Genomic DNA, 17155 nt, shown 5'->3' with positions numbered 1-17155 from the left:
TGGCTAGCGCTAAACTAGGATGGTCATCGTACTACACATCCATTGGCGAGTTATTCTACTATGGTTTGTTCCTCAGGGCGACAGATACGGTATGCACTAGCAGGACTAGAGGTGATGGGGGCGATCGCCTTGGCGCCTCGGATCGTGGCCGCTAGTGCGGTTCCGGCGACCTTTGCCCAGAGTACCCATCAAACCATTTCTGCCCAAGGTCTTGCGGCTCACCTCAAAAAAATTAATGCCAAGATGTATGGTGCGTACTGGTGCCCAGCTTGCACAAAACAGAAAGAACTGTTTGGCAATGCCTTTAAGAGTGTTCAATACATTGAGTGCGATGCTCGCGGTACTAACCCCAAACCAGAACTGTGTAAACAAGCTAATATCCGTGCCTACCCAACGTGGGAGATTAATGGCAAAAAATACGAAGGCGTATTTCCCCTCAGTGCGTTGGCTCAGCTCTCTGGTTATGAGGGTAACTAGCATCGGCGTTGCTTCATGATCACAAGCCGACAAAATCCGCTGGTGCGCCACATTCGCAAGCTCCATCAGCGGAAATATCGTCAAGGTCATCTCCTACTGGAAGGCACCCATCTGGTACAGGAAGCCTTGGCAGCAGGCTATTCGCTGGACGTGGTTTGTTGTACCCCCGCATGGTACGACAAGCAACCAAGCCCGTGGCTGCAGCAACTGGAACAGCACAGCAATCGCCTCGAGGTGGTAAGTGAGGAGGTGCTGGCTGCCCTCTGCACAACCCGTACACCGGATGGCGTGGTTGCGGTAACCACCTATCGCCCCCCAAATTCATTGCCCCTCCAGAGTTTGGGGTTGTGCCTTGTCACGCTTCAGGATCCAGGGAACCTAGGTACCATTGTCCGCACCGCCGCCGCCACTGGCGTTGAAGGTATCCTGCTCACGCCCGACTGTGTAGAGATGAGCCACCCTAAAGTATTGCGAGCTAGTGCAGGGCAGTGGTTTCGGCTGCCGTTTCAAACGGTTGCGGATCCTCTAGGGACGTTGGCTACCTATCAGGCGCAGGGCTGGCAGGTGGTGGTCACGTCGCCCACGGCGGCACAGGTGTACTGGCAAGTCAATTTTTGTCAGCCTACGTTAATTGTGATGGGAAACGAAGGCCAAGGTCTTCCCGCCGATTACGGTGCCTTGACCTTTACCTCTGTGGCTATTCCCCAAGCCGCCACGGTGGACTCCTTAAACGTGGCGATCGCCACCGCTGTGCTGCTCTACGAGGTCTATCGTCAACGGTGGCAGGGCTAGACGACGAAGAAATTCAGAACCGCCACCACCAGCACTAGGGCAATCCAGACCCCAGACCCCAAAAAGATTAGCTGCTTCGAGCGATCCCAGTCTTGGGGTGACGCATAGGCCACTGGCACCCCAATCACCATGACAAAGGACAGGATGACCAGGGCGGCGAGTGCCAGTTGAAACAAAATCGACATCGTTGCTAACTCCCAAATCTTATCAGCGGCAATTGCGGGGTAGCCGACTCACTACCTCTGAAGTAGCATTATCCCCCATTTTCCCCCCCTAAACTCGGTGGAGAATGGCAAAATAATGCTGACCCCAGACGAGAGCATGATGGACTACCGAATTACCCATCAAACGACCTACACCTATAGTGCTGCTGTTGCCTTAGCCCCCCACGATCTACGGCTGATCCCCCGCAGCGATGGTCATCAACACCTGCGATCGCTAACGGTGCAGATCCTACCTGTGCCCCAAGGGTGCAGTACGGTTCTCGATGCCTATGGCAATCACCTGCGGCGCTACTGGTGGTCGAACAACCTCACCACGACCTTAATGATTCAAGTCACCTCTGAGGTGGAAACCTACTGTCAGAATCCGTTTAACTACCTGTTGGAGCCGTGGGCAATGACGTTGCCCTTCAACTATCCCCAACGTTTAGCCCATGGGTTGCACCCCTATCTTAGCGGCGCAGTGGATCCGGTGGCCTATCAACTGGCGTGGGAAACGTTGGCACGGGTGGACGGCGCGGTTCTGCCATTTTTGAGTGAACTCAACGAACAGATTTACCGCACCTGCCAGCATCAAATTCGCGAGACAGGGGCACCGTGGCCTCCCTGTCTGACATGGTCCCAGCAGGCGGGGTCCTGTCGCGATACTGCGGTCTTGTTTATCCATGCCTGCCGTGCGGTCGGATTGGCCGCCCGCTTTGTCAGTGGCTATCAAGAAGGGGATCTAGATAACCCAGAGCGCCACCTCCATGCGTGGGTGGAGGTCTATCTGCCGGGAGCAGGGTGGCGGGGCTACGACCCCACCCATGGTCTAGCGGTGAGCGATCGCCATGTTGCGCTGGTGGCCACGGCTGAGCCTGCCGATGCTGCCCCTATTGATGGAGTATTGCGGGGGCAAGGGGTCACCGCCACCATGACCTACCACCTCCACATCCAACCCCTTTCCTGAAATCCCCTAGGCTGATCATGCCTTCCAGCCTGGGCGGTACGGCTCGCAGCTAAGTGTGGAAAAAGAAGGCGGTGCCGAGAATGCTATAGGTGGCAAGCAACAGCGCTCCCTCCAGCCAGTTTGAGCGACCATCGAGGCTAATGACGTTGGCAATCACCACCGAGATAATGACCGTCACGACCTCAAACAGGCTAAAGTTCAAATCCATGGGCTGGCCAATGACCTGACCAATTACGACTAATACGGGGGCAACTAGCAAGGCGACTAGTAGGGATGAACCAAGGGCAATCGAGACGGATAGATCCATATTATTCTTGAGGGCAACCCCCACCGCCGTGACGTACTCCGCTGCGCCACCCACTAAGGGCAGTAAGATTACCCCTGTAAACAATGGCGTTAGACCCAAGCCTTCTGTTGCTGCCTCCACTGCCCCTACAAAAATTTCGGACTCAAAGGCAACCCCAAGGGTCGCAATGATCAGCACCGTCATCCACAGGGTGAGGTTGGGTTTTTCATGGTGACCCTCGTCATCCGCCAGCTCCACTTGGCTGACTTCGTAGAGGTAGCTGTGGGTTTTTAAGGAAAACAGGAGCGTCATCCCATAGACGGCAATTAAGACCCCAGCCGCCACCACCGACATCGTGGAAATGGCCGTCTCCGGTACGCTGGTGGAGGTGTAAATCACCATCGCCGGTAGCAGAATGGCCGCGATCGCCACAGTCATTGAAGAGGCATTCACCCGGGCAACGACAGGTGCAAAGGATTGCTCCTTGTAGCGAATCCCCCCAAGAAACATCGACAGCCCCATAACAAGAAGCAAGTTAGCAATTAGTGTTCCTGTAATACTGGCTTTGACAATATCCACCAAGCCTCCCCGCAGCGCCACAATGGCAATAATCAACTCCGTGGCATTGCCAAACAGGGCATTCAATAGCCCGCCAATGGTCGGACCGGTGGCGAGGGCAACTTCTTCGGTGGCAGTACTCAGCCAAATAGCGAGGGGAACAATGGCCAGTGCTGCCACAATAAAGACCGTGAGCGCCCCCCACTCCAATTTTTCAGCAGCAACCGAGAGGGGAATAAACACCAAGAAACTAAACGAGACAAAGCGTTTCAAGCCCATGGGAGCATCCCTGTCAAAAACTCCTCTATCCTAGCCCGTAGGAACTTAGCTGGCGTTGGATTCCCTAGCTGGGAGTTGGCGATTGGCCAGCATGGCGCAATAGTGTTGCTGAAGGCGATGATAGGGCTGCCAATACTGCGCAAACCGTTGCCAATCGAAGCTGCGCGGATCAGCGCGCTCGCCCCCTAGATCCACCGCAGCGTGAGTGGTAATGCGCTGCCATGGCACTTGGGTGCGACTGACCAGCCATGCGAGAGACCGATACTGTGCTTCGGTATAGCCGCTATGACTCAAGTTTGCGTTCTGGCCATCTAAGGGGGTTTCGAGGGAGATATGGTACGCAAAGTTATTCACCGATGCAGCAATGCGCAGATTCGTTTGTACCTGTTCCCCCTGAAAGGCCGAATTCCCTGCGCCGTAGGCCCGTTTATGGGCAGGGACGGTGTAAAAGATCTCCCCACTGCGGGTAATAATGGCATGGTAGCTGGCCTGATCCTCGTCACGCTCGTGGTAGGTCTGGAAGTAGTCAACAGCACTGGCGGCACTATAGACCGTTTCGTGGAGGACGACCAGCAGCAGATGATTCGTCGGGTTCCCATGCACATCGACGGTGACGCGATCGCCATAGTTTGAAGCATGGGCTAGCGCCCACCGTTCCCGCGGGCGATGGCGACCCAGTTGCTGCACGTGGGCTAAAGAAATCACTGGCGTTGCGATCGCGCAGTTTAGATTAACTGGCACTGTGGTGTTTAAGGGGGGCAGCGCTCGCTCTAGGGCAACAACCAATCGCTGGCGAGCCGCCGCCTCAGCACTCGCCATGACATGGTGAGCATACCAGTAGCGGCTCAACATGAGACCGATAACTGTACAGGCAAGGATAACCCCAAACCATAACCGTTGCTGCTTCACGGATGACTCACGTCCTCACTCATTTTGAGCAAAACCGCCGCAATCCTACGAATAGACGCGAAGCGTCATTCCTTAGTTAGCGGCGGACGGAGTGTTCGCGGCTCGCCCTGATTCTCGATGTATTTCAAAAGGGTTTCGATGCTGGCCCATCCCCCAGTCGTGATCAAGCCATAGACCCGGTTCCAGACGTAAGGCGTCCAGTAAAAGGGGCGTAGCTGCTCCGCAAACTCTTGATGCATTTTCCGAGCCAGAATTAGTTGATTATGAGTAAACCTATTGTACGCACTGACAAATGAGGCTTACAACCGTCGCCAGACGTGAGACTTCATCTCTCAGCAACGTTTAATGAGTACCGGGCTTACTGCAAGGCGTTGAGCGATGTGGTCATGGGCCACTGGTCAAAACTAACTGAAGCCAAAAGTTGCTGTGCGGCAGTGGAACGGCTCATTCATCGCACCAGTCAGCATCCGAACCCGAAGTATTCCTACGTTGAGACGCGGTTCTACAAGTTCCCGTCCTGCCTGCGTCGTGCTGCTATCGAGTTTGTGAAAGGACAAGTTTCGTCCTTTGACCTTAGCGCCAGCTACAATATCGCGGCTCGATACTTGGCGTATCAACTGAAGCTGACCCGCCGCAAGGACGGGCAGGTAGCGAAAGACAGAAGTTCCTGCTCTACGCCGAGAATGCCGGTCACCCTCTCTCTGCTATGGGGATTGGGAAGCCGCTTATGAACGCGAAACCCCATGAGCGGAGCATCCACGCCTCGATAGTGTCTATACTAAAAATCATCCCCTGTTAAGGGCTACCCTTCTGGGGCGATCGCACCGTATGATATATAGATCGCGCCGTTCATCTCTTGATCATAGCTATGGCACTGCAACACGACCTCAAACAGGACATCATCAACACTTACCAAATTCACAGTACAGATACCGGCTCTGCGGATGTGCAGGTCGCTATTCTCACCGAGCGCATTAAACAACTTTCAGAACACCTCAAGACGAATAAGAAGGATCATGCGTCGCGGCGGGGGCTACTGAAAATTATTGGCCGCCGTAAGAGGCTCCTCGCTTATATCAACAAGCACGATTCACAGCGTTATCGTCAACTTATCGAGCGTTTAGGAATTCGGGGTTAAGCAACATGGCCAAAGGCTCTGGACTACCTTTTGAATCTCGTAAGAAGAGTAAAGCAACGTTCTCCAAAGCCCCTAGCCCTGATGATACTGGCCGCAAGAGCGCTGCCAAACAGCAAAAGAGTGCTGCTGCCAAGCAAGGCGCTATCCCTGAAGTCGTTAGTCGGCGGATGGTCAGTCGGATGGCGGTGTGCGCTGGTGTACCAACGCTGTTGGGGTTGACAACATTCCCCGTAAGCTACGTCATTGTGCAGCATCACTGGTTTAGTCTGCCCCATGTGGTGGTGGTTCTTGTTAGTTTGGGCTGGTTTGGGTTAGGTGCCCTTGGCCTGAGTTATGGTGTCATCTCAGCCTCTTGGGATGAGGCACAGGCTGGCAGTTGGCTAGGGATTGCAGAATTTCGTACTAATTTTGGCCGTATTGTGGACAGTTGGCAAACCCGTAAATCGCCTAAATCGGGAACCTAGCTTCAATAGGGCTAGCCCTTGTCAAGGATTAAGCTCTTTTTACGTTTGTTTGCATAAGCGTAAGTCCTGATCGTATAAAAAAGTTAGGCTAAAAGTCTATTTCTTCTATTTCGCATTCCCAAGGGGGACTCCCATGAGTGAACTGACTGCCTTTGGCCATTCCCTGAGCAGTGGTTATGAAGTCGTGATCATTAAGCCGCAGTCGCTGAGTGATACGACCCTAATTGTGCAGGCACTACGGGCAGATAAAGCAGTGATCCTCAATTTAGAAGAGTTAGATATTGCCGAAGCACAGCGGATTTCTGACTTTGCTGCTGGTAGCACCTTTGCCATTAACGGCAATCAGTCACGGTTGGGAGATGGGGTCTTTCTATTTACGCCAAGCATTATTAATATACAAGAGCCTCATTCTAGCTCAGAGGCAGTTTCAGTCGTCTAGCTAGGATCCATGGTTGGCAGGATGTCGCCACCAACCTCTTTTAGCACTTCAAGGACATTAAAAGCTTCTAAAATTCCCTCGAGGGGGTACTCCCGCAGGCGGCTCTGCTGACGCAGGCTCACTAACTGTGTTTCGAGTTCGTGCAAGGAGTGCGCAACAGCACTGATGGTCTCTTGGGTAGGTAGGCCTTGGTGTAGGCTATGGGCGATCGCCCTCAGTACTTCGCCCACAGCGGGTTGACATTCCTGCAGGATAGTATAGACCATGCTAGGGTAAACTACTCCCAGCTAAAGCAGGGAGCTTTTAGTAGCCCTGCAGTTAGCAAGCCAACCGCGAGCCTCTGGGGTGGTTTACAACACCCCCAATCGACCGTTACCAGTGCCTTGAACAACCGTTTCTGGTGTCCGCAGTACAATTATAACCTAAAACAACTGAAGTTGCTAAAGGAGCTTTCCTCCCCGCACTGAAGTACGGGGCTTCCAGCCCTACCCGATGTGAATGACATCGTCGAGAGGATATTTTTTAGTGATTTGCTGGTGGCGCAGATGTGTCAACCGCTCGTGGAGCAATGCAAAGGGTGGTGGCGAATCTGCAAGCGGGTTAGAGTGCCCTGTGCCTTGCAAGTGGGTTTCTAGCACCCTAAACTTAGCCCTCAAGGCGGGCCAAAGCTGATCAAAAAACGGCTGACATTCTTGGCGAAACTGACTGCTATGGAGGGCAGGACTGAGATGACTCAAGCTGCGTAGGTGTCGCCGTAGTCGCCGCAGACCCATCAGGCGATCGCTCCAGTTTTGCAACACCAGCACCCAACCGAGAATGCCATATACCGATGCTTCGAGGGTAGCCTCCGCTTGCTGCAGCTGGCTGACCAATGCCGCTAAGGTTGCTTCATGCTCTGGGACAATACCTGTGACTAGTGTTTGGCAAACGTCTTCATAGATTTCGTGTAACTTGGCCACAATAGCGCTGGTTGACCGTTTGAGCGTCAGCTCCGGGTGCTCTGGCCAAAGGCAAAGGGTCACTAAAATGCCGATGGCAATTCCAATACAGTTATCGAACACACGACTGCTGGCATACTCCCACGGCTGCTGACCAAATTCGGTACTGGCTGCCATAATTGCCGTTACCGCAGCGGCTTGGTTTTGCATCGTTGGTAACTTGAGGGTTTCGCACAGTAAGACAGCGGTACTAAACGCCAGTGTCCCCGCAAGGGGATTCAGCCCCAAGCCAGAAATCCATAGAGCTGTACAAAGTCCCCCTAAGAGACTGCCTCCCAGCCGTCCCCAACCGTTTTTGAGGGTTTCACCCGTATTCAAAGACAACATGGTGGCCACTAACCCCATGGCAGGATAGTGAACCATCTTGAGGTTGGCATGCCAGCAGACAATGGCCAGTAAACCGGCTGCAATGCCCACCTTGACAGCGTGTTTAAGCTGGAGGCGGCTAGGCAACAACCAGCGTGACATGGCTAATCTTGAGGTCAAAGCGGGTAACGCGATTCGAACGCGCGACATCAACCTTGGCAAGGTTGCGCTCTACCACTGAGCTATACCCGCAACAGATTTCTAATGTAAAAAATCAAGGGGGATGTTGTCAAGGCACTGCGGCAAGTGCTGGCAAAAGAACAACTCCTGTGAGAGGATCTATAGCCAAGCCCCACCCTCAATGTTGTGAGAGTCTGCTAGCGTGTACCGTTTGTTGGCACCAGCCAAAATTAATCTCTTTCTGCAAATTGTCGGTAATTGTCTGGATGGCAGTGGCTACCATGAATTGGTGATGGTGATGCAGGCGGTATCTTTAGCGGATCGTGTGGAACTGGTACCTCGTCGCGATCGCCAGATTAAAATTGAGTGCACCCATCCAGCAGTGCCCTGCGATCAGCGCAATTTGGCCTATAAAGCTGCAGCCCTCCTGCAACAGCACTTCCCTGATCGCGATGGTGTGGAAATTTTTATTGAGAAGCGGATTCCCATGGGGGCGGGGTTAGCGGGTGGCTCCACCAATGCAGCGGCAGTACTGGTGGGCTTAGACCTGCTGTGGCAACTGGGGCTGACGCAAGCCGAGCTACAGACCTTTGCCCAACACCTCGGATCCGATGTTCCCTTTTGTCTCAGCGGTGGCACCGCCTTAGCCTTGGGGCGTGGCGAGCAGTTGTCTCCCCTTCCCGACCTTCAGAACCTGACGGTGGTCTTAGGGAAGTATCGCTCCTTGAGTGTCTCGACGCCATGGGCCTACCAAACCTATCGCCAAGAGTTTCAGCACCTCTATGCTCAGACCGCAGCAGCGCAGGAAAAAGCCCGCCAAGAAGGCGGATCTGCCACCCTATTGCAAGCCATTCACCGCAACGATCTGGCAACGTTAGCCAGCAGTTTGAGGAATGATTTACAAAAGGTGGTGTTACCCCGCTATCCAGCCGTGGCTCAGTTACGAGAAACGTTTATAAAGGCCGGGGCGATCGCCAGCATGATGTCAGGCTCTGGCCCTACTGTCTTTGGGTTGGTAGAAACAATGAATGCAGGTTACGATCTCCTCCAACGTGTCCGGCGAGACTTGCCTGACCCCGATTTAGACCTCTGGGTATGCGAGTGCTGCCCCCATGGCATTCAGCTACAACCCAGCTAGGCAGCCTGTTTTAACTGCAATTTTTAACTACAATGTAGTTGTTCAATGGCAGAAGTGTTGAAATTCAAAAAGAAAGGTAAAGAAAAAGCCTAAAAGCGGAAAATCCGGCTCTATCGTCCGAGTTATGCTTAATCAATAGCTAAATGCCAGCAAATTAAGCAACGTAACTGAAAATTGTCAAAGTTCCTGAACCCATAACCTGACCGCTTGATCAGCTTCAATTTATTGTTAATACCTTCAACAACACCACTATTTGTGTGATTATCAAAATAGGCGGTGACTTCACCAAACCACCGACAAATTGTTCTTACGCTCTCTTGAAAAGAATCCTGAGCTTGAGCTAACCAATCGAGCAATTGAAAGGTTCCATCTTTCCAATCTTTTGCTTGCTCAAAGATGGCTCTAAACGATTCCTTCTCCTGATGCATTCGAGCCAGACTTGGCACTACTTCTCGAATTTCTTCCAGTTTTGCTTTTTTACTGGCTCACTTCTGGGTGGTGTTGGGATGCCTGTCGCTCGTGCCTGCTTCGATATAGCCCAAAAACATAGCCGATGACTCCTGCTCCTAGTGCCGCTTGGACGGCAAAGAACAGTGATTCAATTTCGCCACTGGTTGGTTCAAAGACCGGATTAAACCAAGGCTGATAGCTTGGGCTAACCTCCTGAATTGCAGCTTCTGCTTCAGCGTCAGCACCGCTAAACTCGGCTTTGCGCGCCAGCAATAATGGGGCGATCGCCAGCACCACTACCGCCACAACCAATACCCAATTGTTCCAACGTTGATTCTTTCGGCTCATTGGTTATGACTCCTGCTTGATCAAATTCAGGACTTGCAATTCTTCTCGGTTGTAGGTTTGCAACCAGTTCCAAACCATCACCGTCAAGAGACCTTCAGCGATCGCTAAGGGAATTTGCGTTAGGGCAAAAATGCCAGCAAACTTAGCAAAGGCTGCCAACACCCCACCCGTGGCTGCGGGAAAGGCAACGGCCAACTGTAGCGAGGTCAGCACATAGGTCAATAGATCGGCTAGCGCAGTCCCTAAAAAGACAGCTAGGGTTTGTCTAGCGCTTATAGATTACAATAGACGCTTTGAGGAAAAGAATGAAGATCGCCATCATTCCAGCGCGGGGCGGCAGTAAACGTATTCCCCGCAAAAATATACGTGACTTTTGTGGCAAACCAATGCTAGCCCATGCTATTTGCGCCGCTCAGGCATCCAGTCTGTTTGACCGTATTGTCGTCTCAACCGAGGATACAGAAATTGCTACTGTGGCCACTCAATGGGGTGCAGAGGTGCCATTTACGCGTCCAGCGGTATTAGCAGATGATCACACAGGCACCACTCCGGTCATTGCCCATGGCATCCAAGTCTTGCAAAAACAAGGTTGGGAAATAGACTACGTCTGTTGTATCTATCCGGCAGTTCCCCTGTTGCACGCGGCGGATCTCAATAAAGCCCTAGAGCTACTGCTGAGTGTGCAGGCTCCCTACACATTTCCGGTAACAACATTTCCTTCACCCATTCAGCGGGCACTGAAGCGACACGAGACCGGTCGGATGGAACCGTTTTACCCAGAGTATGAACAGGTACGCACCCAAGACTTAGAACCCGCCTACTATGATGCAGGCCAGTTTTACTGGGGAACAGCACACGCTTGGCTGACCGGTGTGAGTATTCATCGCGCAGGTGTTGGACTCGTTATTCCCCACTGGCGAGTTGTAGATATAGATACCCCCGAAGACTGGCAGCGGGCAGAACTTCTGTATCAAATGGCGTTGTTGCATGAAGAGGGGGTACGAAGAGCATAGAAGAGGATAGATATGTTGACATCCTTCCTGCCGCAAGCGGACGGGGTTTTTCGCTCACATTCGATAAAACATCCCATCTTGAGCACTACCCTAGTTTGAAAATTTGGCGTTGCTGAATAGACGTATGATGGTCTTTTGCCAGCAGCGGCCTGTATCCCTAATGGCTCACGTAAATCCCCCGCTGGCGCAACTGTTCGACAAAAAATTCTTCAAGGGTGGGGCGGGCGAGGCGTAGGTGTAAAATTTGTCCTCCCATTTCCTCCACAAGGGTTAAAAAGCGCTGCGGTGAAACGTTAATCACGCCTTGCCAGCGATCGCCTTGAATCTCTAGAGGGTGTAGCCACTCCTGCAGGCCATCGACATGGCCACCCGTGCCCTCCACATGGTAGCTCGTGCTACTGCCAAGGAGCTCGTTCACCCCACCGGTACAAATTAGCTCCCCTTGGGCCAAAATACCAATGCGATCGCAAATGGCCTCCACATCTGCCAAAACATGACTATTAAAAAAGATGGTTTTGCCCTGCTTTTTCAGAGATAGGATGATCTCACGGATTTGATAGCGGCCAAGGGGATCTAAGCCAGACATGGGTTCGTCGAGGAACACGACGTCTGGGTTGTTGATGAGGGCTTGGGCGAGGCCGACCCGCTGCACCATCCCTTTCGAGTAACGGCGCATTTGCTTATTGCGGGCATCCTTGAGGGTTAAGCCCACCATTTCTAGCAACAGTGGAATTCGTTCTTGGCGAGTGGCTTTGCTAAGGCCAAACAGGCCAGCGGTAAACTCGAGAAATTCCCAACCCGTCAGATAGTCGTAAAAGTAAGGATTTTCCGGTAGATAGCCAATGTGCTGGCGAATGGCGCGATCGCCCAAGGGTCGCCCCAACAGCAAGCCATGCCCAGCGCTAGGTTGTACCAACCCCAACAGAGTTTTGAGTAACGTGGTCTTGCCTGCCCCGTTGGGGCCGAGGAGGCCAAAGGTTTCTCCTTGGTACACCTGTAGGGAAACGGACTTCAGGGGGGTGATCACCGTACGCAGCCAAAACCCTGTCCGATAGGACTTTTGTAGGTTTTCGACCACCACAACAGGGGGGCGATCGCCGCTGACTTCAGCCACCATGGAACACCTCAAGAGGGAGGAGGAGTCTTAGAGGGTGGGGCGACCCGATGAAAGTGCAGCCCCACTAAAGCATCGTATAAAAAGGGGAGAAAATTCCCCGGTTCCAATATACCAAGGGTCTGTTTACAGCCGTGGGCATCTAGTAACGGTTTGACGGCATGGTAGGCAGGCTGCACCTTATACCATGGAATATTCGGCCACAGGTGATGAATCAGGTGGTAATTTTGACCAAAGATAAGCAAGTTCAAAATTGGACTGGGATAGACCCGGGCATTGTGCCAGCGATCGCGCTCGGTGTGGGGACGGTGGGGAAAATAGTCAAAAAAGAGCCCCAGCATCAGCCCAACCACCCCGGCGGGCAGAAACCAATAATTTAGAACATAGTGCATGTAGCCACTAGTAGCCGCAAACACCACAATAGCAATTAAGATTAGCCGACTAATTGCCCACTCCAGCAATTCATAGTTCCGCCAGAGCCGCCGCTTGAAAAAGAAAATTTCATGGTAGAAAAAGCGAGGGGCAATTAACCACAAAGGCCCCCCCTTAGACACATAGTGATCTGGGTCATTCTCGGGATCATTGACATTGGCATGGTGCTGCATGTGCACCCGTGTGAAGACCGGAAATACAAAGCCAAGGAGTAAGGCACTGCCGTGGCCCATAATGGCATTGACAAGGCGACTGCTGTGGGCAACATTGTGGGAGGCATCGTGAATCACCGTTCCCATTAGGTGTAGAGCCAGCATATTGGCGCCAAAGCAAACCCAACCCGGCCAGTCTCCCTGAACGTATCCCCACGTCGAAAGAATGGCGATCGCAAATGCGGCAAAAAACATGACTAAGGTTGGATTAAACCCCATTGGTGGCCCCAAAAACTCTTTGGGCACCGTTGCTGGGATCGCTGCTGCCTCCGTGATCATCCGAGCAGTTGCTCCTCAAAATGTTGCAAAATATTACCTTCTACTATGTAGGCTAATCTGCGGTACAAAATCAAGTCGCACTATGGCAAAAGTGAGCTGTCCTCGTTCCAACGAAAGGAAGAGTGCCACAATAGAGTCGCTTGGCTGCCGGAGTCCTAAAGGGAATGCTGCAAACACTGCGGATTAAGAATTTTGCCCTTGTCACGGAGTTAGAGGTCACATTTCACCCTGGTCTGAACGTGCTGACGGGGGAAACAGGGGCAGGGAAATCGATTCTCTTGGATGCCATTGATGCTCTCCTTGGGGGCAAACTAACGGTGCGGCACCTGCGCTCTGGGAGCACCCAAGGACACATTGAAGCGGTGTTTACCCTCACACCGGAGGTACAGGCATGGCTCCAGCGCCTAGAGATTGAAGATATGGGGGGAGAACTGCTGTGCAGTCGTGAATTTAGCCTCAAGGGAGAGACCTTCCGCAGCCGCACGCGGGTAAATGGAGTTCTTGTCAATCGGCAACAGCTACAGGAACTACGGCGTTATCTGGTGCGTTTGACGGCGCAGGGGCAAGCCATTCAACTGGCCAGCCCAGCCCAACAGCGCGATTGGCTGGATCACTACGGGGGAGTCGAGCTACTGGCGCAGCGTCAGCGGGTGTCTGAATGCTACCAAGCGTGGCAGAGTAGTCAGCGCCAATTGGCAGAGTTTACCCAAGCAGAGCAACAACGACTGCAACGGCTAGACCTGTTGAAATTTCAACTCAGTGAACTGGAGCCAGCCAACCTGAACGACCCCCATGAGTTGGAGACCCTCCAGCAACAATATCAGCGGCTGAGCCACATCCATGAGTTACAGGAGCACAGCCAGCGCGCCTACTACTGGCTCTACGAGGAGGAACCCAGTGCCACAGGGTTATTGGGGCAAGCCCAAATGGCGCTACAGGCGCTCCTGCCCTTAGATCGCTCCCTTGCTCCAGTCCTAGAATTGCTCGAAGGGGCGATCGCCCAAGGCGAAGAGGCCGCACGGCACCTGCGCACCTATGCTGAGAGCCTAGAGGCCGATCCGGAGACCCTCGATAGGATTGGCAACCGCATTCATCAGCTCCAACGGCTGTGTCGTAAGTATGGGCCTGACTTGGCGAGCGTTATGGCCTACCGCGATAGCATTGCTGCCGAACTCAGCCAGATCCAGCAGCACACCATGACTCACGAGCATCTCGAGCACCATGTACAGGCATGGATGACAGAGCTAACCACTGCCAGCGCTCGTCTCCATGAACTGCGCGCTGCTGCTGCAGATCAACTGCAAGCGGAACTCCTTGAGCATCTCCAGCCCCTTGGGCTACCCCATGCTCGTTTCCAAGTACAACTGGAGTCCATAGCTCCCAGCAGCCACGGCAGTGATCACATTACCTTTCTGTGGAGTGCCAATCCTGGCCAACCCTTACAACCGCTTGGGGAGGTTGCCTCCGGTGGTGAAATTAGTCGGTTTTTACTGGCATTAGAAACCTGCCTAACAACACAACAAACAGCGAAGACATTGATTTTTGATGAAATTGATGCGGGGGTCTCCGGGCGTATTGCTGGGGCGATCGCCGACAGTTTGTACCGGTTGAGCCGCCACCACCAAACCCTTTGCGTGACCCACCAATCCCTGATCGCTGCTGCGGCAGATCACCACTACCACGTTCAAAAGTTCAGCGCCGCACACCAGCAACAAACAACGGTTGCGGTATATCCCCTCCATGGAGAAGAACGCCTTCATGCCTTGGCGGACTTGGCCGGGGGCGATCGCTCTGCAGCCGCCCTGTCCTTTGCTAGCCGTTTGTTAGAACAACAGCAGCAGCGGCAAACTCAGCAATTAAATCAAAAGATTCGCATTAAATCTTGACAGTTGATCCCTCTACACTTACATTGAAATAAAATCGATAACAATAACCCTCAGTAATAGTTTTGATGCGGCGATATAAATTACTATCTAGTGATAGCAACCTGATGACAATTGAACAAGTTCAGCAAACCCTCCATCGTTCCCGAGCCTCTATCTACCGCTACGTCAATAGTGACAACTACGTTATCAATCCTCCCTTTGATCCCAAGCGTCTGAATCCCGAGCGCCGTAGCAGTCGCCGCGAACCATTATTGTTTCACCCTAACGAGGTAGCACGGTTTGCCCGTGATGTTATGGGGTTTACCGAGCTTCACGTCGAACTAAAAACAGTACCACAGGATCAACCCGAGCAACTGCTCAGTAGTATTTTGGCGGAACTTCAGGCGATTCGGCAGCTTTTGGAGCGATACATTAATCGATAGCCGAGTATGGGTACCCACGATGAGTGAGTTCAGTGAAAGCTATCATCTGCGCAGTGAGCAACCGGAAGATGCTATCGAGATCTTGCGCTCTATACAATGCAACGGTTACGTCTATAGGCCAAGCAATGGCTGGGTAACCTTTTTAGCTGAGGGGAGCGCCTTTGAGCCAGACGAGCGGATTGTTGCCGCCGCCGTCCATCCCCTGCTTCACTATGTCTATGCTGAAGACTATGGCTGGGGGTTTACGCTCTACAATCGCGGTGCCGTAGTTAGCCGCTACCATTGTAATTGGGGTGACGATGAGCTCCACGTTGACGATTCCGAGTACTCCCGGGCAAATCTCCAGCAGGTCGTTCCCTCGGTACAACTGGAGTTGCTCGATGACGTTGAGCAGTGGTTGCACCCACACGATATTGACGAATTGTTGACAGCAGAGCCTGCCAAACTCTTTGCCCACGCCGTGGGTTTAGTCCACTACAACTGGCTATCCTATGACTACATAGAACGTGATTCCGCTAACTCACCTGAAGTGACGCGGGTTATTGGAGCGTGACCGTCCTCAGGGGTAGCGGCAAGGGGCAGATGTATAGCAGTGGCTTAAGGGCTATCAATACATTGTTTTAGACGTGTTAGATCAGTGAGCTATTGCCTGCACAGTTGCAACCACTGAACGCCCCAACGCATCGAGGTTATACCCTCCTTCTAAGCCAACAACGATACGGTGAGTGATCTGCAAGCACTGGCCGATCATCCAGCCGTAGTCAGTGTCGTCAAGGTTAATCCCCGAAAGTGGGTCATCTCGGTGGGCATCGTAGCCAGCACTAAGAATTAATAGGTCTGGCTCAAATTCCTGTAAAAAGGGAATGACGCGCTCTCTAAACGCCAGTTGATAGGTGGCTCCGGTTGCTCCTGCGGCCATCGGTAGGTTAAGCACATTTCCGTGGCAGCCGCGATCGCTCTCAGCACCGGTATAGGGATAGGCAGGACTCTCGTGCAGGGAGCAGTAGGCGATTTGCGGGTGATGTTGCACTAAGGCTTGGGTGCCGTTGCCGTGGTGAACATCCCAATCGAGGATCGCCACCCGTTCAATTCCTGCTACGCTGAGTCCGTAGTGAGCCGCAATCGCAGCATTCGCCAGCAAACAAAAGCCCATTCCCCGCTCCCGCAGTGCATGGTGCCCCGGGGGGCGCGCTAACACAAACACGGGAGATTGAGTGTAGCAGGTGTCATTGACTCCATCCAGCCAAGCTTGGACGGCGAGCAGGGCAACATCATAGCTGTGTTCATTGAGGTAGGTGTCGGCATCCAGCCACCCTCCCCCCGCTGCTGCAATATCGGCTAACTGCTGTAGGTACAAAGGACTGTGAATCTGCTCGAGCCAACATCGCAAACCCTCACTCACTGGGGTGGGTTCCCGCCATACTGCGTTGGGAAATGCGGTGCGTAGGTGCTGACAAATGGTCGTCAACCGCTCTGGGCGCTCAAAATGAAACTGGCGGCAGCGGTGATCAAGAAAGCGATCGCTATAAATAAATCGTGGATTAACCATAGAGGCCGGAACAGTGATCAGCACGCTTGTTGAGTAGTTCGCTCCGCCGTTACAGGGGCGATCGCCAGCAGGGAGAACGTTGGCCGTTGCAGCTCTAGCCTAAATCTCTGCGCTAAACTGAATAGCAGCAGCCTATGCCATTTTGAGCCAAACTAGGAGTCAAATCCATGGATGTTGTCATCAGCGTTAAGCCTATTCTATTAGGGATTACGCCAGTCTTTATTCTATTGTGTCTCGTCTTTGGCACCCAGAATGGCTACTACGATAGCGATAACTATCATGGCAATGGCTCGGCGCACTAAGGAGGGTCACTGAT

General features: G+C 52.9%; 23 protein-coding genes, 1 tRNA gene and 2 pseudogenes. 13 read left to right on the top strand and 13 right to left on the bottom strand.

Annotated features, from left to right (window positions below; genetic code table 11):
• The first annotated feature begins 60 nt into the window (after positions 1-60).
• Both BRW62_RS02870 and BRW62_RS02865 read left to right on the top strand, forming a co-directional pair.
• Entirely contained in the window at positions 61-477 is a 417-nt protein-coding gene (locus BRW62_RS02870) for a thioredoxin domain-containing protein (protein WP_198406125.1), read from the top strand.
• A gap of 15 nt (positions 478-492) precedes the next feature.
• The gene (locus BRW62_RS02865) at positions 493-1269 is read left to right on the top strand and encodes a TrmH family RNA methyltransferase (protein WP_099798199.1); all 777 of its coding nucleotides are present in this window, start codon (positions 493-495) and stop codon (positions 1267-1269) included.
• Here the strand turns inward: BRW62_RS02865 and psbZ are convergent.
• A complete protein-coding gene (gene psbZ / locus BRW62_RS02860) occupies positions 1266-1454 on the bottom strand; it encodes a photosystem II reaction center protein PsbZ (protein WP_099798198.1) in 189 nt (62 codons plus the stop codon). The two genes, BRW62_RS02865 and psbZ, sit on opposite strands and share 4 nt — an antisense overlap.
• 139 nt (positions 1455-1593) lie before the next feature.
• Here psbZ and BRW62_RS02855 point away from each other — a divergent pair, with 139 nt between their 5' ends.
• The gene (locus BRW62_RS02855) at positions 1594-2439 is read left to right on the top strand and encodes a transglutaminase family protein (protein WP_099799808.1); all 846 of its coding nucleotides are present in this window, start codon (positions 1594-1596) and stop codon (positions 2437-2439) included.
• A gap of 49 nt (positions 2440-2488) precedes the next feature.
• On the opposite strand, the gene cax is transcribed toward BRW62_RS02855, so the two are convergent.
• From cax to BRW62_RS15025, 3 genes and pseudogenes are all read right to left on the bottom strand, one after another.
• Positions 2489-3562: a calcium/proton exchanger gene (cax, locus tag BRW62_RS02850; protein ID WP_198406124.1), complete on the bottom strand. Its 1074-nt coding sequence runs from the start codon at positions 3560-3562 to the stop codon at positions 2489-2491.
• 45 nt (positions 3563-3607) lie between these two features.
• Complete coding sequence (locus tag BRW62_RS02845) at positions 3608-4471, bottom strand: N-acetylmuramoyl-L-alanine amidase (RefSeq protein WP_227517528.1); 864 nt, start codon at positions 4469-4471, stop codon at positions 3608-3610.
• 65 nt (positions 4472-4536) lie between these two features.
• Positions 4537-4725, bottom strand: a pseudogene (locus tag BRW62_RS15025) (transposase); the annotation flags it as partial.
• A gap of 117 nt (positions 4726-4842) precedes the next feature.
• Here BRW62_RS15025 and BRW62_RS13705 point away from each other — a divergent pair.
• The 4 genes from BRW62_RS13705 to BRW62_RS02820 all read left to right on the top strand — a co-directional run bounded on the left by BRW62_RS13705 (position 4843) and on the right by BRW62_RS02820 (position 6512).
• Positions 4843-5202 carry a hypothetical protein gene (locus tag BRW62_RS13705; protein WP_227517526.1) on the top strand — a complete coding sequence of 120 codons (360 nt, stop codon included), beginning with the start codon at positions 4843-4845 and terminating at the stop codon, positions 5200-5202.
• Between the two features lie 137 nt (positions 5203-5339).
• Positions 5340-5609 carry a 30S ribosomal protein S15 gene (gene rpsO / locus BRW62_RS02830; RefSeq protein ID WP_099798196.1) on the top strand — a complete coding sequence of 90 codons (270 nt, stop codon included), beginning with the start codon at positions 5340-5342 and terminating at the stop codon, positions 5607-5609.
• A gap of 5 nt (positions 5610-5614) precedes the next feature.
• Positions 5615-6073 carry a PAM68 family protein gene (locus tag BRW62_RS02825; protein WP_099798195.1) on the top strand — a complete coding sequence of 153 codons (459 nt, stop codon included), beginning with the start codon at positions 5615-5617 and terminating at the stop codon, positions 6071-6073.
• A gap of 133 nt (positions 6074-6206) precedes the next feature.
• Entirely contained in the window at positions 6207-6512 is a 306-nt protein-coding gene (locus BRW62_RS02820; protein WP_099798194.1) for a cell division protein SepF, read from the top strand.
• Here the strand turns inward: BRW62_RS02820 and BRW62_RS02815 are convergent.
• The 3 genes from BRW62_RS02815 to BRW62_RS02805 all read right to left on the bottom strand — a co-directional run bounded on the left by BRW62_RS02815 (position 6509) and on the right by BRW62_RS02805 (position 8068).
• Positions 6509-6778 carry a hypothetical protein gene (locus tag BRW62_RS02815; RefSeq protein WP_099798193.1) on the bottom strand — a complete coding sequence of 90 codons (270 nt, stop codon included), beginning with the start codon at positions 6776-6778 and terminating at the stop codon, positions 6509-6511. The genes BRW62_RS02820 and BRW62_RS02815 overlap by 4 nt on opposite strands.
• A 219-nt stretch (positions 6779-6997) precedes the next feature.
• Entirely contained in the window at positions 6998-7978 is a 981-nt protein-coding gene (locus tag BRW62_RS02810; RefSeq protein ID WP_157768322.1) for an FUSC family protein, read from the bottom strand.
• Positions 7979-7996: 18 nt separating this feature from the next.
• A tRNA-Gly gene (locus BRW62_RS02805) sits at positions 7997-8068 on the bottom strand.
• Between the two features lie 130 nt (positions 8069-8198).
• On the opposite strand from BRW62_RS02805, the gene ispE reads away from it, so the two are divergent.
• Entirely contained in the window at positions 8199-9134 is a 936-nt protein-coding gene (gene ispE, locus BRW62_RS02800) for a 4-(cytidine 5'-diphospho)-2-C-methyl-D-erythritol kinase (RefSeq protein ID WP_099798191.1), read from the top strand.
• Between the two features lie 128 nt (positions 9135-9262).
• Here the strand turns inward: ispE and BRW62_RS02795 are convergent, their stop codons facing one another.
• The 3 genes and pseudogenes from BRW62_RS02795 to BRW62_RS02785 form a co-directional block, all read right to left on the bottom strand.
• Positions 9263-9580 (bottom strand): transposase, encoded by a 318-nt coding sequence (locus BRW62_RS02795; protein WP_157768321.1) that lies wholly within the window; start codon positions 9578-9580, stop codon positions 9263-9265.
• Positions 9581-9611: 31 nt separating this feature from the next.
• Positions 9612-9932, bottom strand: coding sequence for an energy-coupling factor ABC transporter substrate-binding protein (locus tag BRW62_RS02790; RefSeq protein ID WP_099798189.1), 321 nt, complete (start codon positions 9930-9932; stop codon positions 9612-9614).
• Positions 9933-9935: 3 nt separating this feature from the next.
• Positions 9936-10205 (bottom strand): annotated as a pseudogene (locus tag BRW62_RS02785) (energy-coupling factor ABC transporter permease); the annotation flags it as partial.
• A 32-nt stretch (positions 10206-10237) separates the two neighbouring features.
• Here BRW62_RS02785 and pseF point away from each other — a divergent pair.
• Entirely contained in the window at positions 10238-10945 is a 708-nt protein-coding gene (pseF, locus tag BRW62_RS02780; RefSeq protein WP_099798188.1) for a pseudaminic acid cytidylyltransferase, read from the top strand.
• Positions 10946-11102: 157 nt separating this feature from the next.
• On the opposite strand, the gene BRW62_RS02775 is transcribed toward pseF, so the two are convergent.
• Both BRW62_RS02775 and crtR read right to left on the bottom strand, forming a co-directional pair.
• Positions 11103-12062 carry an ABC transporter ATP-binding protein gene (locus BRW62_RS02775; RefSeq protein ID WP_099798187.1) on the bottom strand — a complete coding sequence of 320 codons (960 nt, stop codon included), beginning with the start codon at positions 12060-12062 and terminating at the stop codon, positions 11103-11105.
• 8 nt (positions 12063-12070) lie between these two features.
• Positions 12071-12982, bottom strand: coding sequence for a beta-carotene hydroxylase (gene crtR, locus BRW62_RS02770; RefSeq protein WP_099798186.1), 912 nt, complete (start codon positions 12980-12982; stop codon positions 12071-12073).
• A gap of 164 nt (positions 12983-13146) precedes the next feature.
• Between crtR and recN the strand changes: the two genes are divergently transcribed.
• The 3 genes from recN (at position 13147) to BRW62_RS02755 (ending at position 15843) form a co-directional block, all read left to right on the top strand.
• Complete coding sequence (recN, locus tag BRW62_RS02765; RefSeq protein ID WP_099798185.1) at positions 13147-14868, top strand: DNA repair protein RecN; 1722 nt, start codon at positions 13147-13149, stop codon at positions 14866-14868.
• A gap of 104 nt (positions 14869-14972) precedes the next feature.
• Positions 14973-15290: a hypothetical protein gene (locus tag BRW62_RS02760; RefSeq protein WP_227517525.1), complete on the top strand. Its 318-nt coding sequence runs from the start codon at positions 14973-14975 to the stop codon at positions 15288-15290.
• 19 nt (positions 15291-15309) lie between these two features.
• Entirely contained in the window at positions 15310-15843 is a 534-nt protein-coding gene (locus tag BRW62_RS02755; RefSeq protein WP_099798183.1) for a hypothetical protein, read from the top strand.
• 81 nt (positions 15844-15924) lie between these two features.
• Here BRW62_RS02755 and BRW62_RS02750 read toward each other — a convergent pair whose 3' ends face one another.
• On the bottom strand, positions 15925-16839 hold the full coding sequence (locus BRW62_RS02750; protein ID WP_099799806.1) for a histone deacetylase family protein: 915 nt from the start codon (positions 16837-16839) through the stop codon (positions 15925-15927).
• Positions 16840-17006: 167 nt separating this feature from the next.
• Between BRW62_RS02750 and BRW62_RS14710 the strand changes: the two genes are divergently transcribed.
• Complete coding sequence (locus BRW62_RS14710) at positions 17007-17141, top strand: hypothetical protein (RefSeq protein WP_257790494.1); 135 nt, start codon at positions 17007-17009, stop codon at positions 17139-17141.
• Positions 17142-17155: the final 14 nt, after the last annotated feature.

This window comes from Thermostichus lividus PCC 6715 (assembly GCF_002754935.1).
Taxonomy (GTDB): domain Bacteria; phylum Cyanobacteriota; class Cyanobacteriia; order Thermosynechococcales; family Thermosynechococcaceae; genus Thermosynechococcus; species Thermosynechococcus lividus.
Note: the sequence above shows the minus strand (reverse complement) of the source record. Positions and strands in the feature narration are given on the sequence as shown.